The sequence below is a fragment of the Herbaspirillum sp. FG34 genome, from assembly GCF_057809315.1.
On sequence record NZ_JBMDJS010000021.1, the window covers coordinates 56,643 to 72,024 of the forward strand.

The 15,382-nt window shown below is 64.3% G+C and carries 14 protein-coding genes; 12 read left to right on the top strand and 2 right to left on the bottom strand.

Annotation, left to right across the window (positions count from 1 at the left end):
- The first annotated feature begins 18 nt into the window (after positions 1-18).
- Genes ACODSZ_RS20665 through ACODSZ_RS20675 form a run of 3 tightly spaced genes read left to right on the top strand, consistent with a single transcriptional unit; the run spans position 19 to position 2,699 of the window.
- Complete coding sequence (locus ACODSZ_RS20665) at positions 19-894, top strand: AAA family ATPase (protein WP_008327395.1); 876 nt, start codon at positions 19-21, stop codon at positions 892-894.
- Between the two features lie 26 nt (positions 895-920).
- Positions 921-1,508 carry a GNAT family N-acetyltransferase gene (locus ACODSZ_RS20670; RefSeq protein WP_008327394.1) on the top strand — a complete coding sequence of 196 codons (588 nt, stop codon included), beginning with the start codon at positions 921-923 and terminating at the stop codon, positions 1,506-1,508.
- A gap of 21 nt (positions 1,509-1,529) precedes the next feature.
- Entirely contained in the window at positions 1,530-2,699 is a 1,170-nt protein-coding gene (locus ACODSZ_RS20675) for a vWA domain-containing protein (protein WP_488928443.1), read from the top strand.
- 4 nt (positions 2,700-2,703) lie between these two features.
- On the opposite strand, the gene ACODSZ_RS20680 is transcribed toward ACODSZ_RS20675, so the two are convergent.
- The gene (locus tag ACODSZ_RS20680) at positions 2,704-2,904 is read right to left on the bottom strand and encodes a heavy-metal-associated domain-containing protein (RefSeq protein WP_088754062.1); all 201 of its coding nucleotides are present in this window, start codon (positions 2,902-2,904) and stop codon (positions 2,704-2,706) included.
- 164 nt (positions 2,905-3,068) lie between these two features.
- Here ACODSZ_RS20680 and ACODSZ_RS20685 point away from each other — a divergent pair, with 164 nt between their 5' ends.
- The 3 genes from ACODSZ_RS20685 to ACODSZ_RS20695 all read left to right on the top strand — a co-directional run bounded on the left by ACODSZ_RS20685 (position 3,069) and on the right by ACODSZ_RS20695 (position 6,858).
- Positions 3,069-5,321 (top strand): heavy metal translocating P-type ATPase, encoded by a 2,253-nt coding sequence (locus ACODSZ_RS20685; protein WP_488928444.1) that lies wholly within the window; start codon positions 3,069-3,071, stop codon positions 5,319-5,321.
- 2 nt (positions 5,322-5,323) lie between these two features.
- Positions 5,324-5,746, top strand: coding sequence for a Cu(I)-responsive transcriptional regulator (gene cueR, locus ACODSZ_RS20690; RefSeq protein ID WP_175343153.1), 423 nt, complete (start codon positions 5,324-5,326; stop codon positions 5,744-5,746).
- Between the two features lie 209 nt (positions 5,747-5,955).
- Entirely contained in the window at positions 5,956-6,858 is a 903-nt protein-coding gene (locus tag ACODSZ_RS20695; protein ID WP_488928451.1) for an alpha/beta fold hydrolase, read from the top strand.
- Between the two features lie 9 nt (positions 6,859-6,867).
- Here ACODSZ_RS20695 and cadR read toward each other — a convergent pair whose 3' ends face one another.
- Complete coding sequence (gene cadR / locus ACODSZ_RS20700) at positions 6,868-7,320, bottom strand: Cd(II)/Pb(II)-responsive transcriptional regulator (RefSeq protein ID WP_175343152.1); 453 nt, start codon at positions 7,318-7,320, stop codon at positions 6,868-6,870.
- A gap of 81 nt (positions 7,321-7,401) precedes the next feature.
- On the opposite strand from cadR, the gene ACODSZ_RS20705 reads away from it, so the two are divergent.
- From ACODSZ_RS20705 to ACODSZ_RS20730, 6 genes are all read left to right on the top strand, one after another.
- Positions 7,402-9,723 (top strand): heavy metal translocating P-type ATPase, encoded by a 2,322-nt coding sequence (locus ACODSZ_RS20705; RefSeq protein WP_488928445.1) that lies wholly within the window; start codon positions 7,402-7,404, stop codon positions 9,721-9,723.
- A 52-nt stretch (positions 9,724-9,775) separates the two neighbouring features.
- Positions 9,776-10,195, top strand: coding sequence for a DUF2946 family protein (locus tag ACODSZ_RS20710; RefSeq protein WP_488928446.1), 420 nt, complete (start codon positions 9,776-9,778; stop codon positions 10,193-10,195).
- A 92-nt stretch (positions 10,196-10,287) separates the two neighbouring features.
- Complete coding sequence (locus ACODSZ_RS20715; RefSeq protein ID WP_488928447.1) at positions 10,288-11,673, top strand: TolC family protein; 1,386 nt, start codon at positions 10,288-10,290, stop codon at positions 11,671-11,673.
- Positions 11,670-13,058 (top strand): multicopper oxidase family protein, encoded by a 1,389-nt coding sequence (locus ACODSZ_RS20720; protein WP_488928448.1) that lies wholly within the window; start codon positions 11,670-11,672, stop codon positions 13,056-13,058. Before ACODSZ_RS20715 ends, ACODSZ_RS20720 begins: the two co-directional genes overlap by 4 nt.
- Positions 13,059-13,157: 99 nt before the next feature.
- Positions 13,158-13,448 (top strand): copper-binding protein, encoded by a 291-nt coding sequence (locus tag ACODSZ_RS20725; protein ID WP_034350108.1) that lies wholly within the window; start codon positions 13,158-13,160, stop codon positions 13,446-13,448.
- Between the two features lie 154 nt (positions 13,449-13,602).
- The gene (locus ACODSZ_RS20730; RefSeq protein WP_488928449.1) at positions 13,603-15,243 is read left to right on the top strand and encodes a fatty acid--CoA ligase; all 1,641 of its coding nucleotides are present in this window, start codon (positions 13,603-13,605) and stop codon (positions 15,241-15,243) included.
- Positions 15,244-15,382 lie beyond the last annotated feature (139 nt).

Genomic DNA, 15,382 nt, shown 5'->3' on the forward strand with positions numbered 1-15,382 from the left:
CTGACAAGGACAGCATCCATGCCAGATCATTCCACCGCTTCCGCCAAGCCGGGTAAATTCACCGGCAGCGAGCATTATGTCGCCACTGATGACCTCAAGCTGGCCGTCAATGCTGCCCTCACCCTGCAACGTCCGCTGCTCATCAAGGGCGAACCCGGCACCGGCAAGACCATGCTGGCCGAGGAAGTGGCGGCCGCCCTGGGCCGCCCGCTGCTGCAGTGGCACATCAAGTCCACCACCAAGGCCCAGCAGGGCCTCTACGAATACGATGCCGTGTCGCGCCTGCGCGATTCGCAACTGGGCGACGAGCGCGTCAAGGACATCCACAATTACATCGTCAAGGGCGTGCTGTGGCAGGCCTTCACCGCCGAGGAACCGGTGGTGCTCCTGATCGACGAGATCGACAAGGCCGATATCGAGTTCCCCAACGACCTGTTGCGTGAAATCGACCGCATGGAGTTCTACGTCTACGAGACGCGTGAACTGGTGCGCGCGAAGCACCGCCCGCTGGTGGTCATCACCTCCAACAACGAGAAGGAATTGCCGGACGCCTTCCTGCGCCGCTGCTTCTTCCACTACATCAAGTTCCCCGACAAACAGACCATGCAGCAGATTGTCGATGTGCACTTCCCGCACATCAAGCGCGATCTGCTGGCGCGCGCGCTGGAGGCGTTCTATCAGGTGCGCGAGGTACCGGGCATCAAGAAGAAGCCCTCGACCTCGGAACTGATCGACTGGCTCAAGCTGCTCATGGCCGAGGATATCGCGCCCGAGACCCTGCACAATCCCGACAACAAGGCCGTGGTGCCGCCCCTGCATGGGGCCCTGCTCAAGAACGAGCAGGACGTGCATCTGTTCGAGCGGCTGGTCTTCATGTCGCGCAACAATCGCTGAAGCTGTCTCCATTTTCGGGAGCCGTCATGCAATTCCTTTCGCCGATCACCCTGAAGGGCCAGTTTGCCACTGTCGAGCCGCTGCATGCCGAGCATCACGATGCGCTCATCGCCGCCGTCTCGGACGGCAAGCTGTGGAAGCTCTGGTACACCGCCATCCCCAAGCCGGAAACCATGCGCGCCGAGATCGAACGCCGCCTGCACCTGCAGCAGCAGGGCAGCATGCTGCCCTTCGTGATCCGCCGCAATGACACCGGCGCGCTGTGCGGCATGACCACCTACATGAACGCCGACGTGGCCAACCGGCGCGTGGAGATCGGCTCCACCTGGTATGCCGCCAGCGCCCAGCGCACCGGCATCAATACCGAGTGCAAGCTGATGCTGTTGACGCACGCCTTCGAGGACATGCACTGCATCGCCGTCGAATTCCGCACCCACTGGATGAACCAGCAATCACGTGCGGCCATCGCGCGACTGGGGGCAAAGCAGGATGGCATCCTGCGCAATCACCAGCGCATGCCGGACGGTTCCTACCGCGACACGGTAGTGTTTTCCATCATCGAATCGGAGTGGCCGACGGTGCGTCGTCATCTTCAATTCAAGCTGGGCCGCTGAGACGGCGGCCAGACGGGTGCCATGCTGATCGACTTCTTCTACACCGTGAAACAGGCTGGCGTACCGGCCTCGATCAAGGAATTCCTCACCTTGCTGGAGGCGATGGACAAGCAGGTCATTTCACCTTCGCTGGATGAGTTCTATTTTCTCTCGCGCCTGACGCTGGTCAAGGACGAGGCCCACTTCGACAAGTTCGACCGCGCCTTCGGAGCCTACTTCAAGGGGATAGAAACGATCTTCGAGAAGCGGCCGGAGATTCCGCTGGAATGGCTGGTCAAGCAATTGCAGCGCGACCTCACGCCCGAGCAGAAGGCCGCCCTCGAGAAGTTCGGCTACGACAAGCTGATGGATCGCTTGAAGCAATTATTGGAAGAACAGAAGGAGCGCCACGAAGGCGGCAGCAAATGGATCGGCACCGGCGGGGTATCGCCCTTCGGCCATGGCGGTTTCAACCCGGAAGGCATCCGCATCGGCGGCAAGGGCGGCCAGCGCAGCGCGGTCAAGGTATGGGAAGAACGCGAATACAAGGACTACGATGGCGAACGCGAACTGGGCACGCGCAACATCAAGGTAGCGCTGCGCCGCCTGCGCCGCTTTGCCCGGGAAGGACTGGAGGAAGAACTGGCGCTGGACGACACCATCCGCGCCACTGCCAGCAATGCCGGCTACCTCGACATCCGCATGCAGCCCGAGCGCAAGAACAAGATCAAGGTGTTGATGCTCTTCGATGTGGGCGGATCGATGGATGACCACATCGCCCGCACCGAAGAACTGTTCTCGGCGGCCCGGACCGAGTTCAAGAACATGGAGTTCTTCTACTTCCACAACTGCGTGTATGACTATCTGTGGAAGAACAACCGCCGCCGTCACGCCGAGCGCTTCCCGACCTGGGATGTGCTGCGCAAGTACACGCCGGATACCAAGCTCATCTTCGTGGGCGATGCCACCATGAGCCCTTACGAAATCGTGCAGCCGGGCGGCTCAGTGGAATACAACAATGCGGAAGCGGGCGCCGAATGGCTGCAGCGCTTCACCAGTACCTTCCCGCACTTCGTCTGGCTCAATCCCGAGCCGGAAGGCCTGTGGCAATACCGACAATCGATCGCGCTGATCCGCCAGCTCATGAACAACCGCATGTTCCCGCTGACCATGGATGGGCTGGAGGGAGCGATGCGATTGCTCAGCAAGTAGGTCCTCAGGCCGCGACCGGGGTATAGCCTGCTTCCTCGATGGCCTCGGCAAACTGTTGCGCCGGCAGGCTGCTGTCGATGACCACGCGCTTGTCGGCCACTGCAATGTCGACCCTGGCATTGGCATCCACATCCTTGACAGCCTTGGTGATGACGCCTGCACAGTGGTTGCAGGTCATGTCGTTGACGGTGAAGGTGGTGCTCATGGCGTTTCCTTTCATGAAATGAAGTCAGTGACGGAAGCTTAAACCTTCCTGCCATGGCAAGGTCAAGCGCAAGAACAGGCATCCATGCGAGAATCGGGCTTGACCTTACCATCATGGGAAGGATGATGATACAGGCTTTGATCCATCCTTCCGGAGTTGTCGCCATGTCCACTTCCACCCCAGCTGCCGCCGAGATCAGCCTCGACATCGAAGGCATGAGCTGTGCCTCCTGCGTGATGCGCGTGGAGAAGGCGCTCAAGAAAGTCCCTGGCGTAACCGACGTCAGCGTCAACCTGGCCACCGAACGCGCCAGCATCGCCACGGCCGATACCGTGGCCCCGGCCATCCTGATTGCCGCCATCGAAAAGGCCGGTTATCAGGCCCGCCAACACATTCCCGAAGAGACTGCCGCACCGGCCGGCACCGCACGAGGCCTGCCCAGCTGGTGGCCGGTAGCGGTCGCGGCCGTGCTGTCGCTGCCGCTGGTCTTGCCCATGCTGCTGGCCCCGCTGGGCATCACCTGGAGCCTGCCCCCGCTGTGGCAATGGCTGCTGGCCACGCCGGTACAGTTCTGGCTGGGCTGGCGTTTCTATCATGCGGGCTGGGGTGCGCTGCGCGCCCGCTCGGGCAACATGGACCTGCTGGTGGCCCTGGGCACCAGTGCGGCCTACGGACTGTCGCTGTGGCAATGGCTGAGCCTGCCGGCCATGACCGATCACGCCATGACCATGCCGCATCTCTACTTCGAAAGCTCGGCCGTGGTCATCACCCTGGTGCTGCTGGGCAAATGGCTGGAAGGCCGCGCCAAGCGGCAGACCGCCGATGCCATCGCGGCGCTCAACGCCTTGCGGCCGGACCGTGCCCGGGTACGCCGTGACGGACAGGACATCGACGTGCCGCTGGCGCAGGTGCGCGTGGGGGACCTGGTGGTGCTGCGTCCGGGCGAGCGGGTCCCGGTCGACGGCATCGTCAAAGAGGGTCGCAGCCATTTGGACGAAGCCTTGCTGACCGGCGAGAGTCGTCCGCAGGCCAAGCAAGCCGGCGACCAGCTCGCCGCCGGCGCCATCAATACCGACGGTGTGCTGGTCTTCGAGGCCACCGCCATCGGCGCCGAGACCATGCTGGCGCGCATCGTGCGCATGGTGGAACAGGCCCAGGCAGCCAAGGCGCCGATCCAGCGACTGGTGGACCAGGTCAGTGCCGTCTTCGTCCCTGCCGTGCTGCTGATCTCGGCCATCACCTTCTGCGCCTGGGGCCTGGCCACAGGACACTGGCAACAGGCCCTGCTCAATGCGGTGGCGGTGATGGTCATCGCCTGCCCTTGCGCGCTGGGCCTGGCCACGCCCACGGCCATCATGGCCGGGACCGGCGTGGCGGCGCGTCACGGCATCCTCATCAAGGATGCGCAGGCGCTGGAGATTGCGCATCGGGTCGATGTGATCGCCTTCGACAAGACCGGTACGCTCACCGTGGGCCGTCCGCGCCTGACCGAACTGTACGCCGCAGCCGCCACCGCAGAGGATCAGCAAGACCACTTGCTGGCCCTGGCCGCCGCTCTGCAGGCACGCAGCGAACATCCGCTGGCACGCGCCGTACTGGAGGCGGCAGCGGCCCGCCAGTCCTTGTCCGTGCCCCCGGCCGGCCAGGTGCGCAGCGTGGCCGGACTGGGTATCGAAGGCGAAGTCGCAGGCCGGATGCTCTGTCTGGGCAGCAGTGGCTGGATGCAGCAGTTGCAGGCCAGCGCGCCAGCCCTGCAAGCACGGGCCGACGCGCTGCAGGCACAGGGCCGCACCCTGTCCTGGCTGGCCGAACGCCAGGCCGGGGAAGTCCGTATCCTGGGCCTACTGGCCTTCGGCGACGAGATCAAGCCGGGCGCACGGGAAGCCATCGCCACCCTGCACGCCCTGGGCATGCGCACCGCCATGCTCAGTGGCGACAACCGGGGCGCGGCGCAACAGGTCGCTGCGGCACTGGGGATCCGGGAGGTACGTGCCGAAGTGCTGCCGGGCGACAAGGCCGAGGCGGTAGCGGCCTTGCGGGAAGGCGGCAAGCACGTGGTGGCCATGGTCGGAGATGGCGTCAATGATGCGCCCGCGCTGGCCGCCGCCGATGTGGGCATGGCCATGTCCAGCGGCACCGACGTGGCCATGCAGGCCGCCGGCGTGACGCTGATGTATGGCGACCCGGGTCTGGCGGCCGATGCCATCGACATCTCCCGCCGCACCTACGGCAAGATCCGCCAGAACCTGTTCTGGGCCTTCATCTACAATCTGGTCGGCATTCCGCTGGCCGCCTTCGGTCTGCTCAATCCCATGCTGGCGGGCGCGGCGATGGCCTTTTCCAGCGTCAGCGTGGTCAGCAATGCCCTGCTGCTGCGCCGCTGGCGCCCGCATGGGCCCGCTACAACGGAGAAGTGAACATGAATATCGGACAAGCCGCCAGCGCCTCGGGTGTCTCGGCCAAGATGATCCGCCATTATGAAGAAACGGGACTCATCCCCAAGGCCGGTCGCACCGATGCCGGCTACCGCGTCTACGGCGAGCGCGAGGTGCACCTGCTGCGCTTCATCCGCCAGGCCCGGCAACTGGGGTTTTCCATGGCCCAGGTGAGCGACCTGATCGGACTGTGGCTGGACCAGTCGCGCTCCAGCCGCAAGGTCAAGCAACTGGCGCAGACCCACATCGGCGAACTGGAGCAACGCATCCGCGAACTGCAAGGCATGAAGACCACGCTGGAACGGCTGGTGCAGGACTGCCATGGCGACAACCGCCCCGACTGCCCCATCCTCGATGCGCTCGGGGCCGCAGCACCGTGCTGCACCGATGCGCAGGCGCGCACATGACGATGCCGCCCTGGCCGCCGACGATCACCGCGTGGATGAGGCAAGCCATCCTGGCAAAACGGTGAAATCCTTCACCAGAGCAAAAAATGCCAGGCTTGCAGCGCGCAACCGGACTTGCGATGATAATTACCCTTCATATGTCACTCAAAATTACGTTATCCGGGTAGGGTCAAGATCGCCCGCATAAAGATAAAGGGGGGATGTCCAAGATGCCACAGAGCAATCACTTGAGTTTCGTTGAAACCGACAGGCTGCGCATCGGCTTTGAGACCAGCGGCCCGCCCGAGGCGCCTGCCGTGATCCTGCTGCATGGCTGGCCGGATGACGTACGCACCTGGGACTCCTTCCTGCGGCCCTTGCGGGCAGCCGGCTACCGGGTGATCCGGCCCTACCTGCGCGGCTACGGGCCGACCTGCTTTCTGTCCGGATCGACGCCCCGCAGCGGCCAGCTGGCCGCACTGGGCAGCGACCTGATGGCCTTTGCCGATGCTCTGGGGCTGGAGCGCTATGGCGTCATCGGCCACGACTGGGGCGCACGGGCGGCCTACATTGCGGCCTCGCAGACGCCCGCACGCATCACCCACTGCATCGCCCTCTCCGTGGGCTGGGGAACCAATACCCCGGACCAGACACTGTCCCTGCCGCAAGCCCGCAACTACTGGTACCACTGGTTCTTGGCCACCTCGCGCGGCGAGGCCGAGCTGCGCAATGAACGCCGCGCGCTCACGCGCTTCATGTGGAATACCTGGTCGCCTTCATGGAAGTTCGCCGACAGCGAATTCGCCAATACGGCCGCCTCCTTCGACAATCCGGACTGGGCCGATATCTGCCTGCATTCCTATCGTCACCGCTGGGGCTTCGCCGATGGCGATCCGACCTATGCGGCGCTGGAAGCCCGGTTGCAGGAAACACCGCGCATCATGGTCCCGACCCTGGTGTTGCACGGGACCGACGACGGCGCCAATGATCCCTCCACCTCCGAAGACAAGCAACAGCATTTCGGCAACGCCTATCGCCGCGTGCTCATCGCCGGCGCAGGTCACTTCCCCCAGCGTGAAAAGCCCGATGAAGTGATCGAGGAAGTGCTGGCCTGGCTGGCACGCCCGGCCTGAAGACGGGCCTCAATGGCAGCCGCCGCCATGGCTGCCCAGGTTGGCCGGCTTGAGGTCATCGGGCAGGCTGGCCAGCCCTTGCAGGATGCCGCAATCGCGCGCCGGCTGCTCCCCCTCGCACTGGGCGCGCAACTGCTGCAGCTGCGCCTGCAGCGCCTGCAACTGCGCAATGCGCTGGGCCACGTGGCCGATGTGCTTGTCCAGCAGCGCGTTGACTTCCCCGCAATTCTGCTCGGGCGCATCGCGCAGGCGCAGCAGCTCGCGCACCTCGTCGAGCGTCATGTCCAGCGAGCGGCAATGACGGATGAACTGCAAGCGCTCCACATGCCGCACACCATAGAGGCGGTAGTTGGACTGCGAGCGCGTGGGCGCGGGTAACAGCGCCTGCTTCTCGTAATAACGGATGGTTTCCACCGGGCAATCGGCCTGAGTGGCCAGGTCGCCGATCTTGAGCGTATCCATGATGATCCTCGCTTGACCTTGTAGTTACTTCAGGGTTTTTAATATACCCCTGAAACCTGTTGGCTGCACAAGGAGCGCTCAATGACTGCCCATTCGCACAAGCACGATCACCATCACTCGCATGACCAGCATGACCACGACCACGCGCATGCTCCCCGGACACAGGCCCACGGCTGCTGCGCCGGCCATGGCTGCGCCAGCAACGAGGCGGTCTCTGCCCCGGTGGTGGCGGCGCAGCTGGAGGGGGCGACCGAAGAGGCGGTCTTCTTCATCCAGAAGATGGATTGCCCGACCGAAGAAAAGCTCATCCGCGAACGTCTCGCGCAGATGCCCGGCGTGGGTACGCTGGCCTTCAACCTGATCCAGCGCGAGCTGACCGTGCAACACCAGTTGCCTTCCATCGCCCCGCTGGTGGACACCTTGAAGGCACTGGACATGCTGCCTGCCGTGAAGTCCGACTCGCTGGACGCCGAAGCCGGACGTGACGCCCCCGACCAGACCGCCGCCTATCGCATCCCGGCGCGCCGCTGGGCGCTGCTGGGTCTGGCCGGCGTGGCCGCTCTGGGCGCCGAAGTACTGGCCTGGACCAGCGGGGATGAACGTTCCCTGCCCGTGATCGCCCTGGCCATCGCCGCCATCCTGCTGGGCGGACTGGGTACGCTCAAGAAGGGCTGGATCGCGCTGCGCAATGTCTCGCTGAACATGAATTTCCTGATGTCGCTGGCCGTCATCGGCGCCGCCGCGATCGGCCAGTGGCCGGAAGCTGCCGTAGTGATCGTGCTGTTCACCCTGGCCGAGATGATCGAAGCCCTGTCACTGGACCGCGCCCGCCATGCCATTGCCGGACTGATGGCGATGACGCCCGACATGGCGACCCGGCGCGGCGAGGACGGTGTCTGGTCAACTGTACCGGCCCGTACCGTGACAGTGGACGACACTGTACGGGTGGCCCCTGGGGAACGTGTACCGCTGGATGGTGTACTGCTGTCTGGTAGCACCAGCATCAACCAGGCCGCCATCACCGGCGAAAGCATACCGGTACAGAAGCAGGAAGGTGACCCGGTCTTCGCCGGCACCATCAATGAACAGGGCGCCTTCGAGATGCGCGTGACAGCCGTGCAAGGTGATTCGACGCTGGCGCGCATCGTCAAGAGCGTGCAGCAGGCACAGGGCCAGCGCGCGCCTACGCAACGCTTCGTCGACCATTTTGCGCGCTACTACATCCCGGCCGTCGTCGTGATGGCCGTGCTGGTGGCGATACTGCCGCCGCTGCTGGCCGGCGCACCCTTCCAGCCCTGGCTGTACAAGGCCCTGGTGCTGCTGGTGATCGCCTGCCCCTGCGCGCTGGTCATCTCCACCCCCGTGACCATCGTCAGCGGCCTGGCCTCGGCGGCGCGCCATGGCATCCTGATCAAGGGCGGCGTCTATCTGGAGCAAGGCCGCCAGCTGCGCACCCTGGCGCTGGACAAGACCGGCACCCTCACCTTCGGCAAGCCACGCGTGACCGACGTGGTTTCGCTGCATGCCGATGCCGACCAGCAGGCCCTGCTGCAACTGGCGGTGTCACTGGCGGCGCGCTCGGATCATCCGGTCTCGCGCGCCATTGCCGATCAGGAAGAGATCGTCACCCTGGAGGTCAGCGACTTTGCCGCCCTGGCCGGACGCGGCGTACAGGGACGCATTGGCGGACAAATGCTGCACCTGGGCAATCACCGTCTGGTGCATGAGCTGGGCCAATGCAGCCCGGAACTGGAAGCACGTTTGCAAGCCTTCGAAAAACAGGGCAAGACCACTACCCTGCTATGCCGCGAAGATCAGCCGCAGTTGTTGATCGCCGTGGCCGACACCGTGCGTCCCGGCAGCAAGGAAGCGGTGGCCGGGCTGCGGGCGCTGGGCGTGGAGGTCATCATGCTGACCGGCGACAATGGCCATACGGCCCAGGCCATCGCCGCGCAGACCGGGATTGCTGATGCCCGTGGCGAGCAACTGCCGGAGGACAAGCTCAAGGTGATCGAGGAACTCGCTGCGCGCCACGGCGTGCGCAGCGTGGGCATGGTGGGCGATGGCATCAATGATGCCCCGGCGCTGGCGCGCGCCGACATCGGTTTCGCCATGGGCGCGGCCGGTACCGACACGGCGCTGGAGACGGCCGATGTGGCGCTGATGGATGACGACCTGCGCAAAATCCCCGACTTCATCCGCTTGAGCCGCAAGGCCCATACGGTACTGGTGCAGAACATCAGCATTGCGCTGGGCATCAAGGCGGTGTTCCTGGCGCTGGCGCTGCTGGGCATGAGTTCGTTATGGATGGCGGTGTTTGCCGACATGGGAGCCAGCCTGATCGTGGTCTTCAACGGACTGCGCCTGGTACGCGGCTTGCGCCAGCGCAAGGCCGGCACCTGAGTCCGGCGCGACAGCTTGATCGCCGACGCAGCGGCGGTCTATACTGCCGCCCATGATGCTGCGCGCAAAACTCCTCCTGCTCTGGTTGCTGATGCTGGCCATTCCCGTCCAGGGATTGGCTGCGATGCTTCAGGCCTGCGCGCCCGGGCAACGGCAGTCGCTGCAGCATCACGCGTCGGCGATGCCGCATGCACATCAGGCACATCAGACGCATCAAGGACATCACGCGGATCATCTGGCAGCAGCGCAAGTGGCCGCTGCCGATGATACACAGACCCAACATCATCAACAGCCACAGGCCCACGGCTCCTGCAGCTTCTGCGCCGCCTGCACCGTCGGTGGCCTGCTGCCGCTGGCCTTGACTGCACCACCTGCCCCCGATCTTCCCTCGCGCGAATTCATCGCGCTGCCGGCTTCCGGCTTCGTCGGCTATCTGCCGGAAAATCCCGACCGTCCCCCTGCCCTCGCCTGACATCGCCCTACACACCTTCGCGTGTGTCTGAGCCCGCACGTGCCGAACCCGGCGCGTGCGGGGCATGACGATCATCATCAGACGAGGATTCCATGATGTCCCACGTTTCACGTCCCTGGCGGGCTGCCGCCGTGGCCGCCTGCGCCTTGCTGGCCGGCTGCGCGCAGCTGTCGCCCGACGGCGGTTTCGACCAGCTCGCGCAGAGCAGCAGCGCGCGTCTCGGCCAGGCCCCTGCCTGGAACCGCACCCCGCAACAAACCCAGGCCAGCAAGGAGCGCGTGCGCCAGTTGCTGCACGATCCTGCCGACGGTGCAGCGCGCCTGGCCAACGCCGACGATGCGGTACAGATTGCGCTCATCCACAATCCGGACCTGCAGGCCGAGTTCGCCCAACTCGGCGTGGCCGAAGCCGACCTGGTGCAAGCCGGGCGGCTGCCCAATCCGGGGTTTTCTTTCAAGCGCACCCATGCCGGTGACGATCTGAAGATCGAACGCAGCCTGTCGTTGGGCCTCATGCGCCTGCTCACCCTGCCGGCTGCCTCGCGCATCGAGCAACGGCGCTTCGAGCAGGTCCGTCTGTGGCTGGCCGGGCGCGTGTTGACGGTCGCAGCACAGACCCGACAAGCCTACTATCGGGCGGTCGCCGCGCAGCAGGGCTTGCAGTATCAGGAGCAAGTAGCCGACGCTGCCGAGGCCGCGCATGAACTGGCCGCGCAGATGGCGCGGCTGGGCAATATCAGCCAGCTTGATGCGGCGCGCGAGCAGTTCTTCTATGGGCAGGCCCAGGCCAGCCTGCAACAGGCCCGTCGGCAGGCGGCGCAACACAAGGAAGCGCTGGCCCGCCTGCTGGGCCTGGCGCCGGATTTCGCCCTGCCCGCGCAATTGCCGGCACTGCCCCGGCAGCTTGATACGGTGGACGACATCGAACAGCAAGCCCTGCAACAGCGCCTGGACGTGCAGGCTGCGCGCACCGAACTGGAGGGCCTGCAAGCCTCGCTGGGCCTGACCCGCAGCACGCGCCTGATCAACGTGCTGGACCTGGGCGCAGTGCGGACCACCGAGCGCGGCAAGCCGCCCGAAAACGGTTACGAAATCTCGCTGGAGATTCCCTTGTTCGATTGGGGCCAGGCGCGCGTGGCCAAGGCCGAGGCCATCTATCTGCAAGGCGCGCACAAACTGGCCGCCAGCGTGCTCGATGCCCGCGCCCAGGCGCGCCTGGCCTGGCGCGAGCGGGAGGATGCCTATGCGCTGGCACGACGTTTCCAGGATCAACTGGTGCCGCTACGCCAGCGCATCGCCGAGGAAAACGTACTGCGCTACAACGGCATGCTCATCAGCGTCTTCGCCCTGCTGGCCGACGCCCGCGAACAGGCTGCCACCGTGAACGCCGCCATCGAAGCCCAGCGTGATTTCTGGATCGCCGACGCCGGCCTGCAACAGGCGCTGGGCGGCCATCCCCAACCAGGAAAGCAACCATGAACCCGACCGACAAACAACGCCGCCACTTCCTGCAAGGCGCGGCCCTGGCGGTGAGCGCCGGCGCCCTCAGCCGCGCGGGCGCCGCCAGCCTGCCCGAAGCCGCACTGCAAACCAGCGCCGCGACGCAGCCGCCACTGCAACCTGCCAATGGCCGCCCTTATCAGCCGGTGGTCACGCTCAACGGCTGGAGCCTGCCCTGGCGCATGAAGAACGGCGTCAAGGAATTCCATCTGGTGGCCGAAGCGGTGGAACGTGAAATCGCCCCCGGCATGAAGGCCAGGCTGTGGGGCTACAACGGCCAGAGCCCCGGCCCGACCATCGAAGTGGTGGAAGGCGACCGGGTGCGCATCTTCGTCACCAACAAGCTGCCTGAGGCAACGTCGGTGCACTGGCACGGCCAGCGCCTGCCCAACGGCATGGATGGCGTATCGGGCCTGACGCAGCCGGCCATCCCGCCGGGCAAGACCTACGTCTACGAATTCACGGCCAAACGGGCCGGCACCTTCATGTATCACCCCCATGCCGACGAGATGGTGCAGATGGCCATGGGCATGATGGGCTTCTGGGTCACGCATCCCAGAGACCCCGGCTTCATGCGGGTGGACCGCGATTTCGTGTTCCTGATGAATGCCTACGACATTGCGCCGGGGGCAGCCGTCCCCAAGGTCAGCACCATGCTGGACTTCAACCTGTGGACCTGGAACAGCCGCGCCTTCCCCGGCATCGACCCGCTGGTGGTACGACAGAACGACCGGGTGCGCATCCGCGTGGGCAATCTCACCATGACCAATCATCCGCTGCATCTGCATGGTCACGAGTTCAGCGTCACCGGCACTGATGGCGGCTGGGTGCCGCCATCGGCACGCTGGCCTGAGGTCACCACCGACATTGCCGTGGGCCAGATGCGCGCCATCGAGTTTGACGCCACCGAAGAAGGCGACTGGGCCCTGCACTGTCACAAGGCGCACCACACCATGAACGCCATGGGCCATGACGTGCCGACCATGATCGGGGTTGACCAGTCCAAGGTAGTGAACAAGATCAGCCGGCTCATTCCCGACTACATGGTCATGGGCGACAAGGGCGGCTCGATGGGCGAGATGGAGATGCCTCTGCCGGACAACACTCTGCCCATGATGACCGGACGCGGACCGTACGGACCCATCGAGATGGGTGGCATGTTCAGCACCGTCAAGGTTAGGCACACGCTGGCGCGGGATGACTATCGGGACCCCGGCTGGTATCGCGCCCCTGCCGGCACGGTGGCGCGCGAATGGCAGGGCGAGATGCCCGAGGCACGGCGGGCGACACCGGACCGACCGGGCTCCTCCGGACCGGCCACGCTGGAGGTCATCAAGCCCGGCGGGCATCAGGGGCATCATTGAATTTTCGACTCGTTGAAGGCCCCGGCAATCTCATTGTTGAATGACTGTTTTTTGAATCAGCGAATGCGCTTCGCTGATGACTTCATGAAAGGAAAGATCATGTTACGCAAGCTCCTCATCACCGTAGTCCTTTGTCTTGACGCATGGGCGGCTCACGCACAGGGTGATGCGCCGCAGGTGGAGGGTGAAATCCGCAAGGTCGACACCGGCAATGGCAAGCTGACCATCCGTCATGGCGAGATTCCCAATTTGCAGATGGGTGGCATGACGATGGTGTTCAAGGCCACGCCCGAGATCCTGGCGCGGGCGCGCGAAGGTGAAAAGATCCGCTTTACTGCCGACCGGGTCGATGGTGCACTGACCGTGACCTCGCTGGAAGAAAAGCGCTGATCTTGCCAGGGCGAGCTCGGGACGATGCGCAATTTCGTCGTCCCGACGACCATGCTGTCGGGGACTTGGCGGTATCATCGGGGTTCGTTTCATCCATCCTGTCCATAAGACATAAGAGGCGGCCCTGCCGCCGCACAACAAAGGAGACTCCGGCATGCCCCAAACGATCGAGCAAACCCCGTCGGCCTATGGCTATCCGCTGTTGATCAAGCAGTTGCTGCACAGCGCCCTGGCCACCGCCCCCGAGCAGGAAATCATTTACGGCGCGCGTCGCCTGAGCTATACCGGCTTTTACGAGCGGGTGCAGCGGCTGGCCAATGTGCTCAAGGAAATGGGCGTGCAGGCCGGCCATACGGTGGCCGTGATGGACTGGGACAGCAATCGCTATCTGGAATGTTTCTTCGCGGTGCCGATGATGGGTTGCGTGTTGCAGACGGTGAATGTGCGTCTGTCGCCGGAGCAGATTGCCTACACCTTGAATCATGCCCAGGCGGATATCTTGCTGGTCAATTCGGATTTCATGCCGGTGTTGAAGCAGATCCGGGGCGAGCTGAACACGCTGACGCGCTGTGTTCTGCTCACCGACGATGGCAGTCCCTGTCCGCAGGGACCGGGCTTTGCGGGGGAGTACGAAGCCTTGCTGGCCGAGGCTGGCAGCCGGTATGACTTCCCTGACTTTGACGAGAACGCGCGCGCGACCACCTTCTACACCACCGGTACGACGGGCTTGCCCAAGGGGGTGTATTTCAGCCATCGGCAGCTGGTACTGCATACGCTGGGCACCACGGCCGGGCTGGCATTGGCGCCGCAGCAGGGGCGTTTGCATCGGGACGATGTCTATATGCCCTTGACGCCGATGTTCCATGTACATGCGTGGGGGCTGCCTTATGTGGCGACGATGGCGGGGGTCAAGCAGGTATATCCGGGGCGTTATGTACCCGATACCATCTGCAAGCTGATCCGTGAGGAGAAGGTGACGTTCTCGCATTGTGTGCCGACCATTCTGCAGATGGTGCTGACTTCCGAGCAGGCGCGCGAGGTGGATCTGTCGGGGTGGAAGATGATCATTGGCGGTTCGGCGATGACCGGGAGTCTGGCGCGGATGGCGCGGGATCGGGGGATTGATGTCTTTACCGGCTACGGGATGTCGGAGACCTGTCCGGTGTTGACGCTGGCGCAGGTGCCGACTGCGGAGCTGGGCGGTGAGCGCGAAGCCACGGTGCGGGTGAAGACCGGGCGGCCCTTGCCGCTGGTGGCCTTGCGCACGGTGGACGCCGAGATGAACGACTGTCCTCGGGATGGCAAGAGCACCGGCGAAGTCGTGGTGCGCGCCCCCTGGCTGACTCAGGGCTATCTGCATCAACCGGACGCATCGGAAGAGTTGTGGCGCGGTGGGTGGCTGCATACGCAAGATATCGGCCATCTGGATGCCGAGGGCTATCTCCAGGTGACCGACAGGATCAAGGATGTCATCAAGACCGGAGGCGAATGGGTCTCTTCTCTACAGATCGAGGACATCATCGCACGACATCCTGCCGTGGCTGAAACGGCAGTCATCGGGGTGCAGGATGGCAAGTGGGGAGAGCGGCCCGTTGCTCTGGTCGTGCTGAAGAAGGATGCGGCCAATGTTTCCGAAGAGGATATCCGGCAGCATGTGATGGCGGCCGCTGAAGCAGGGACGATTTCTCGCTATGGCGTGCCGGATCGGGTGCGCTTCGTGTCTGAACTGGCGCGTACCAGCGTGGGGAAACTCAACAAGCGGGCGATGCGGGAGCAGTATCCTTCCGGGGGGTGATCTTTTCCTTTTTGTGTTGGTGGATGTTGTTTTGGCGGGGTGTGTTTTTGTTTTTGCTGTTTTGGGTAGTCTGCACGGAATTTCTTCCTGCGCTCTAGCTTAATGCTTATCTTTCTCCGGTCGGGAGGACGCGCCGGGG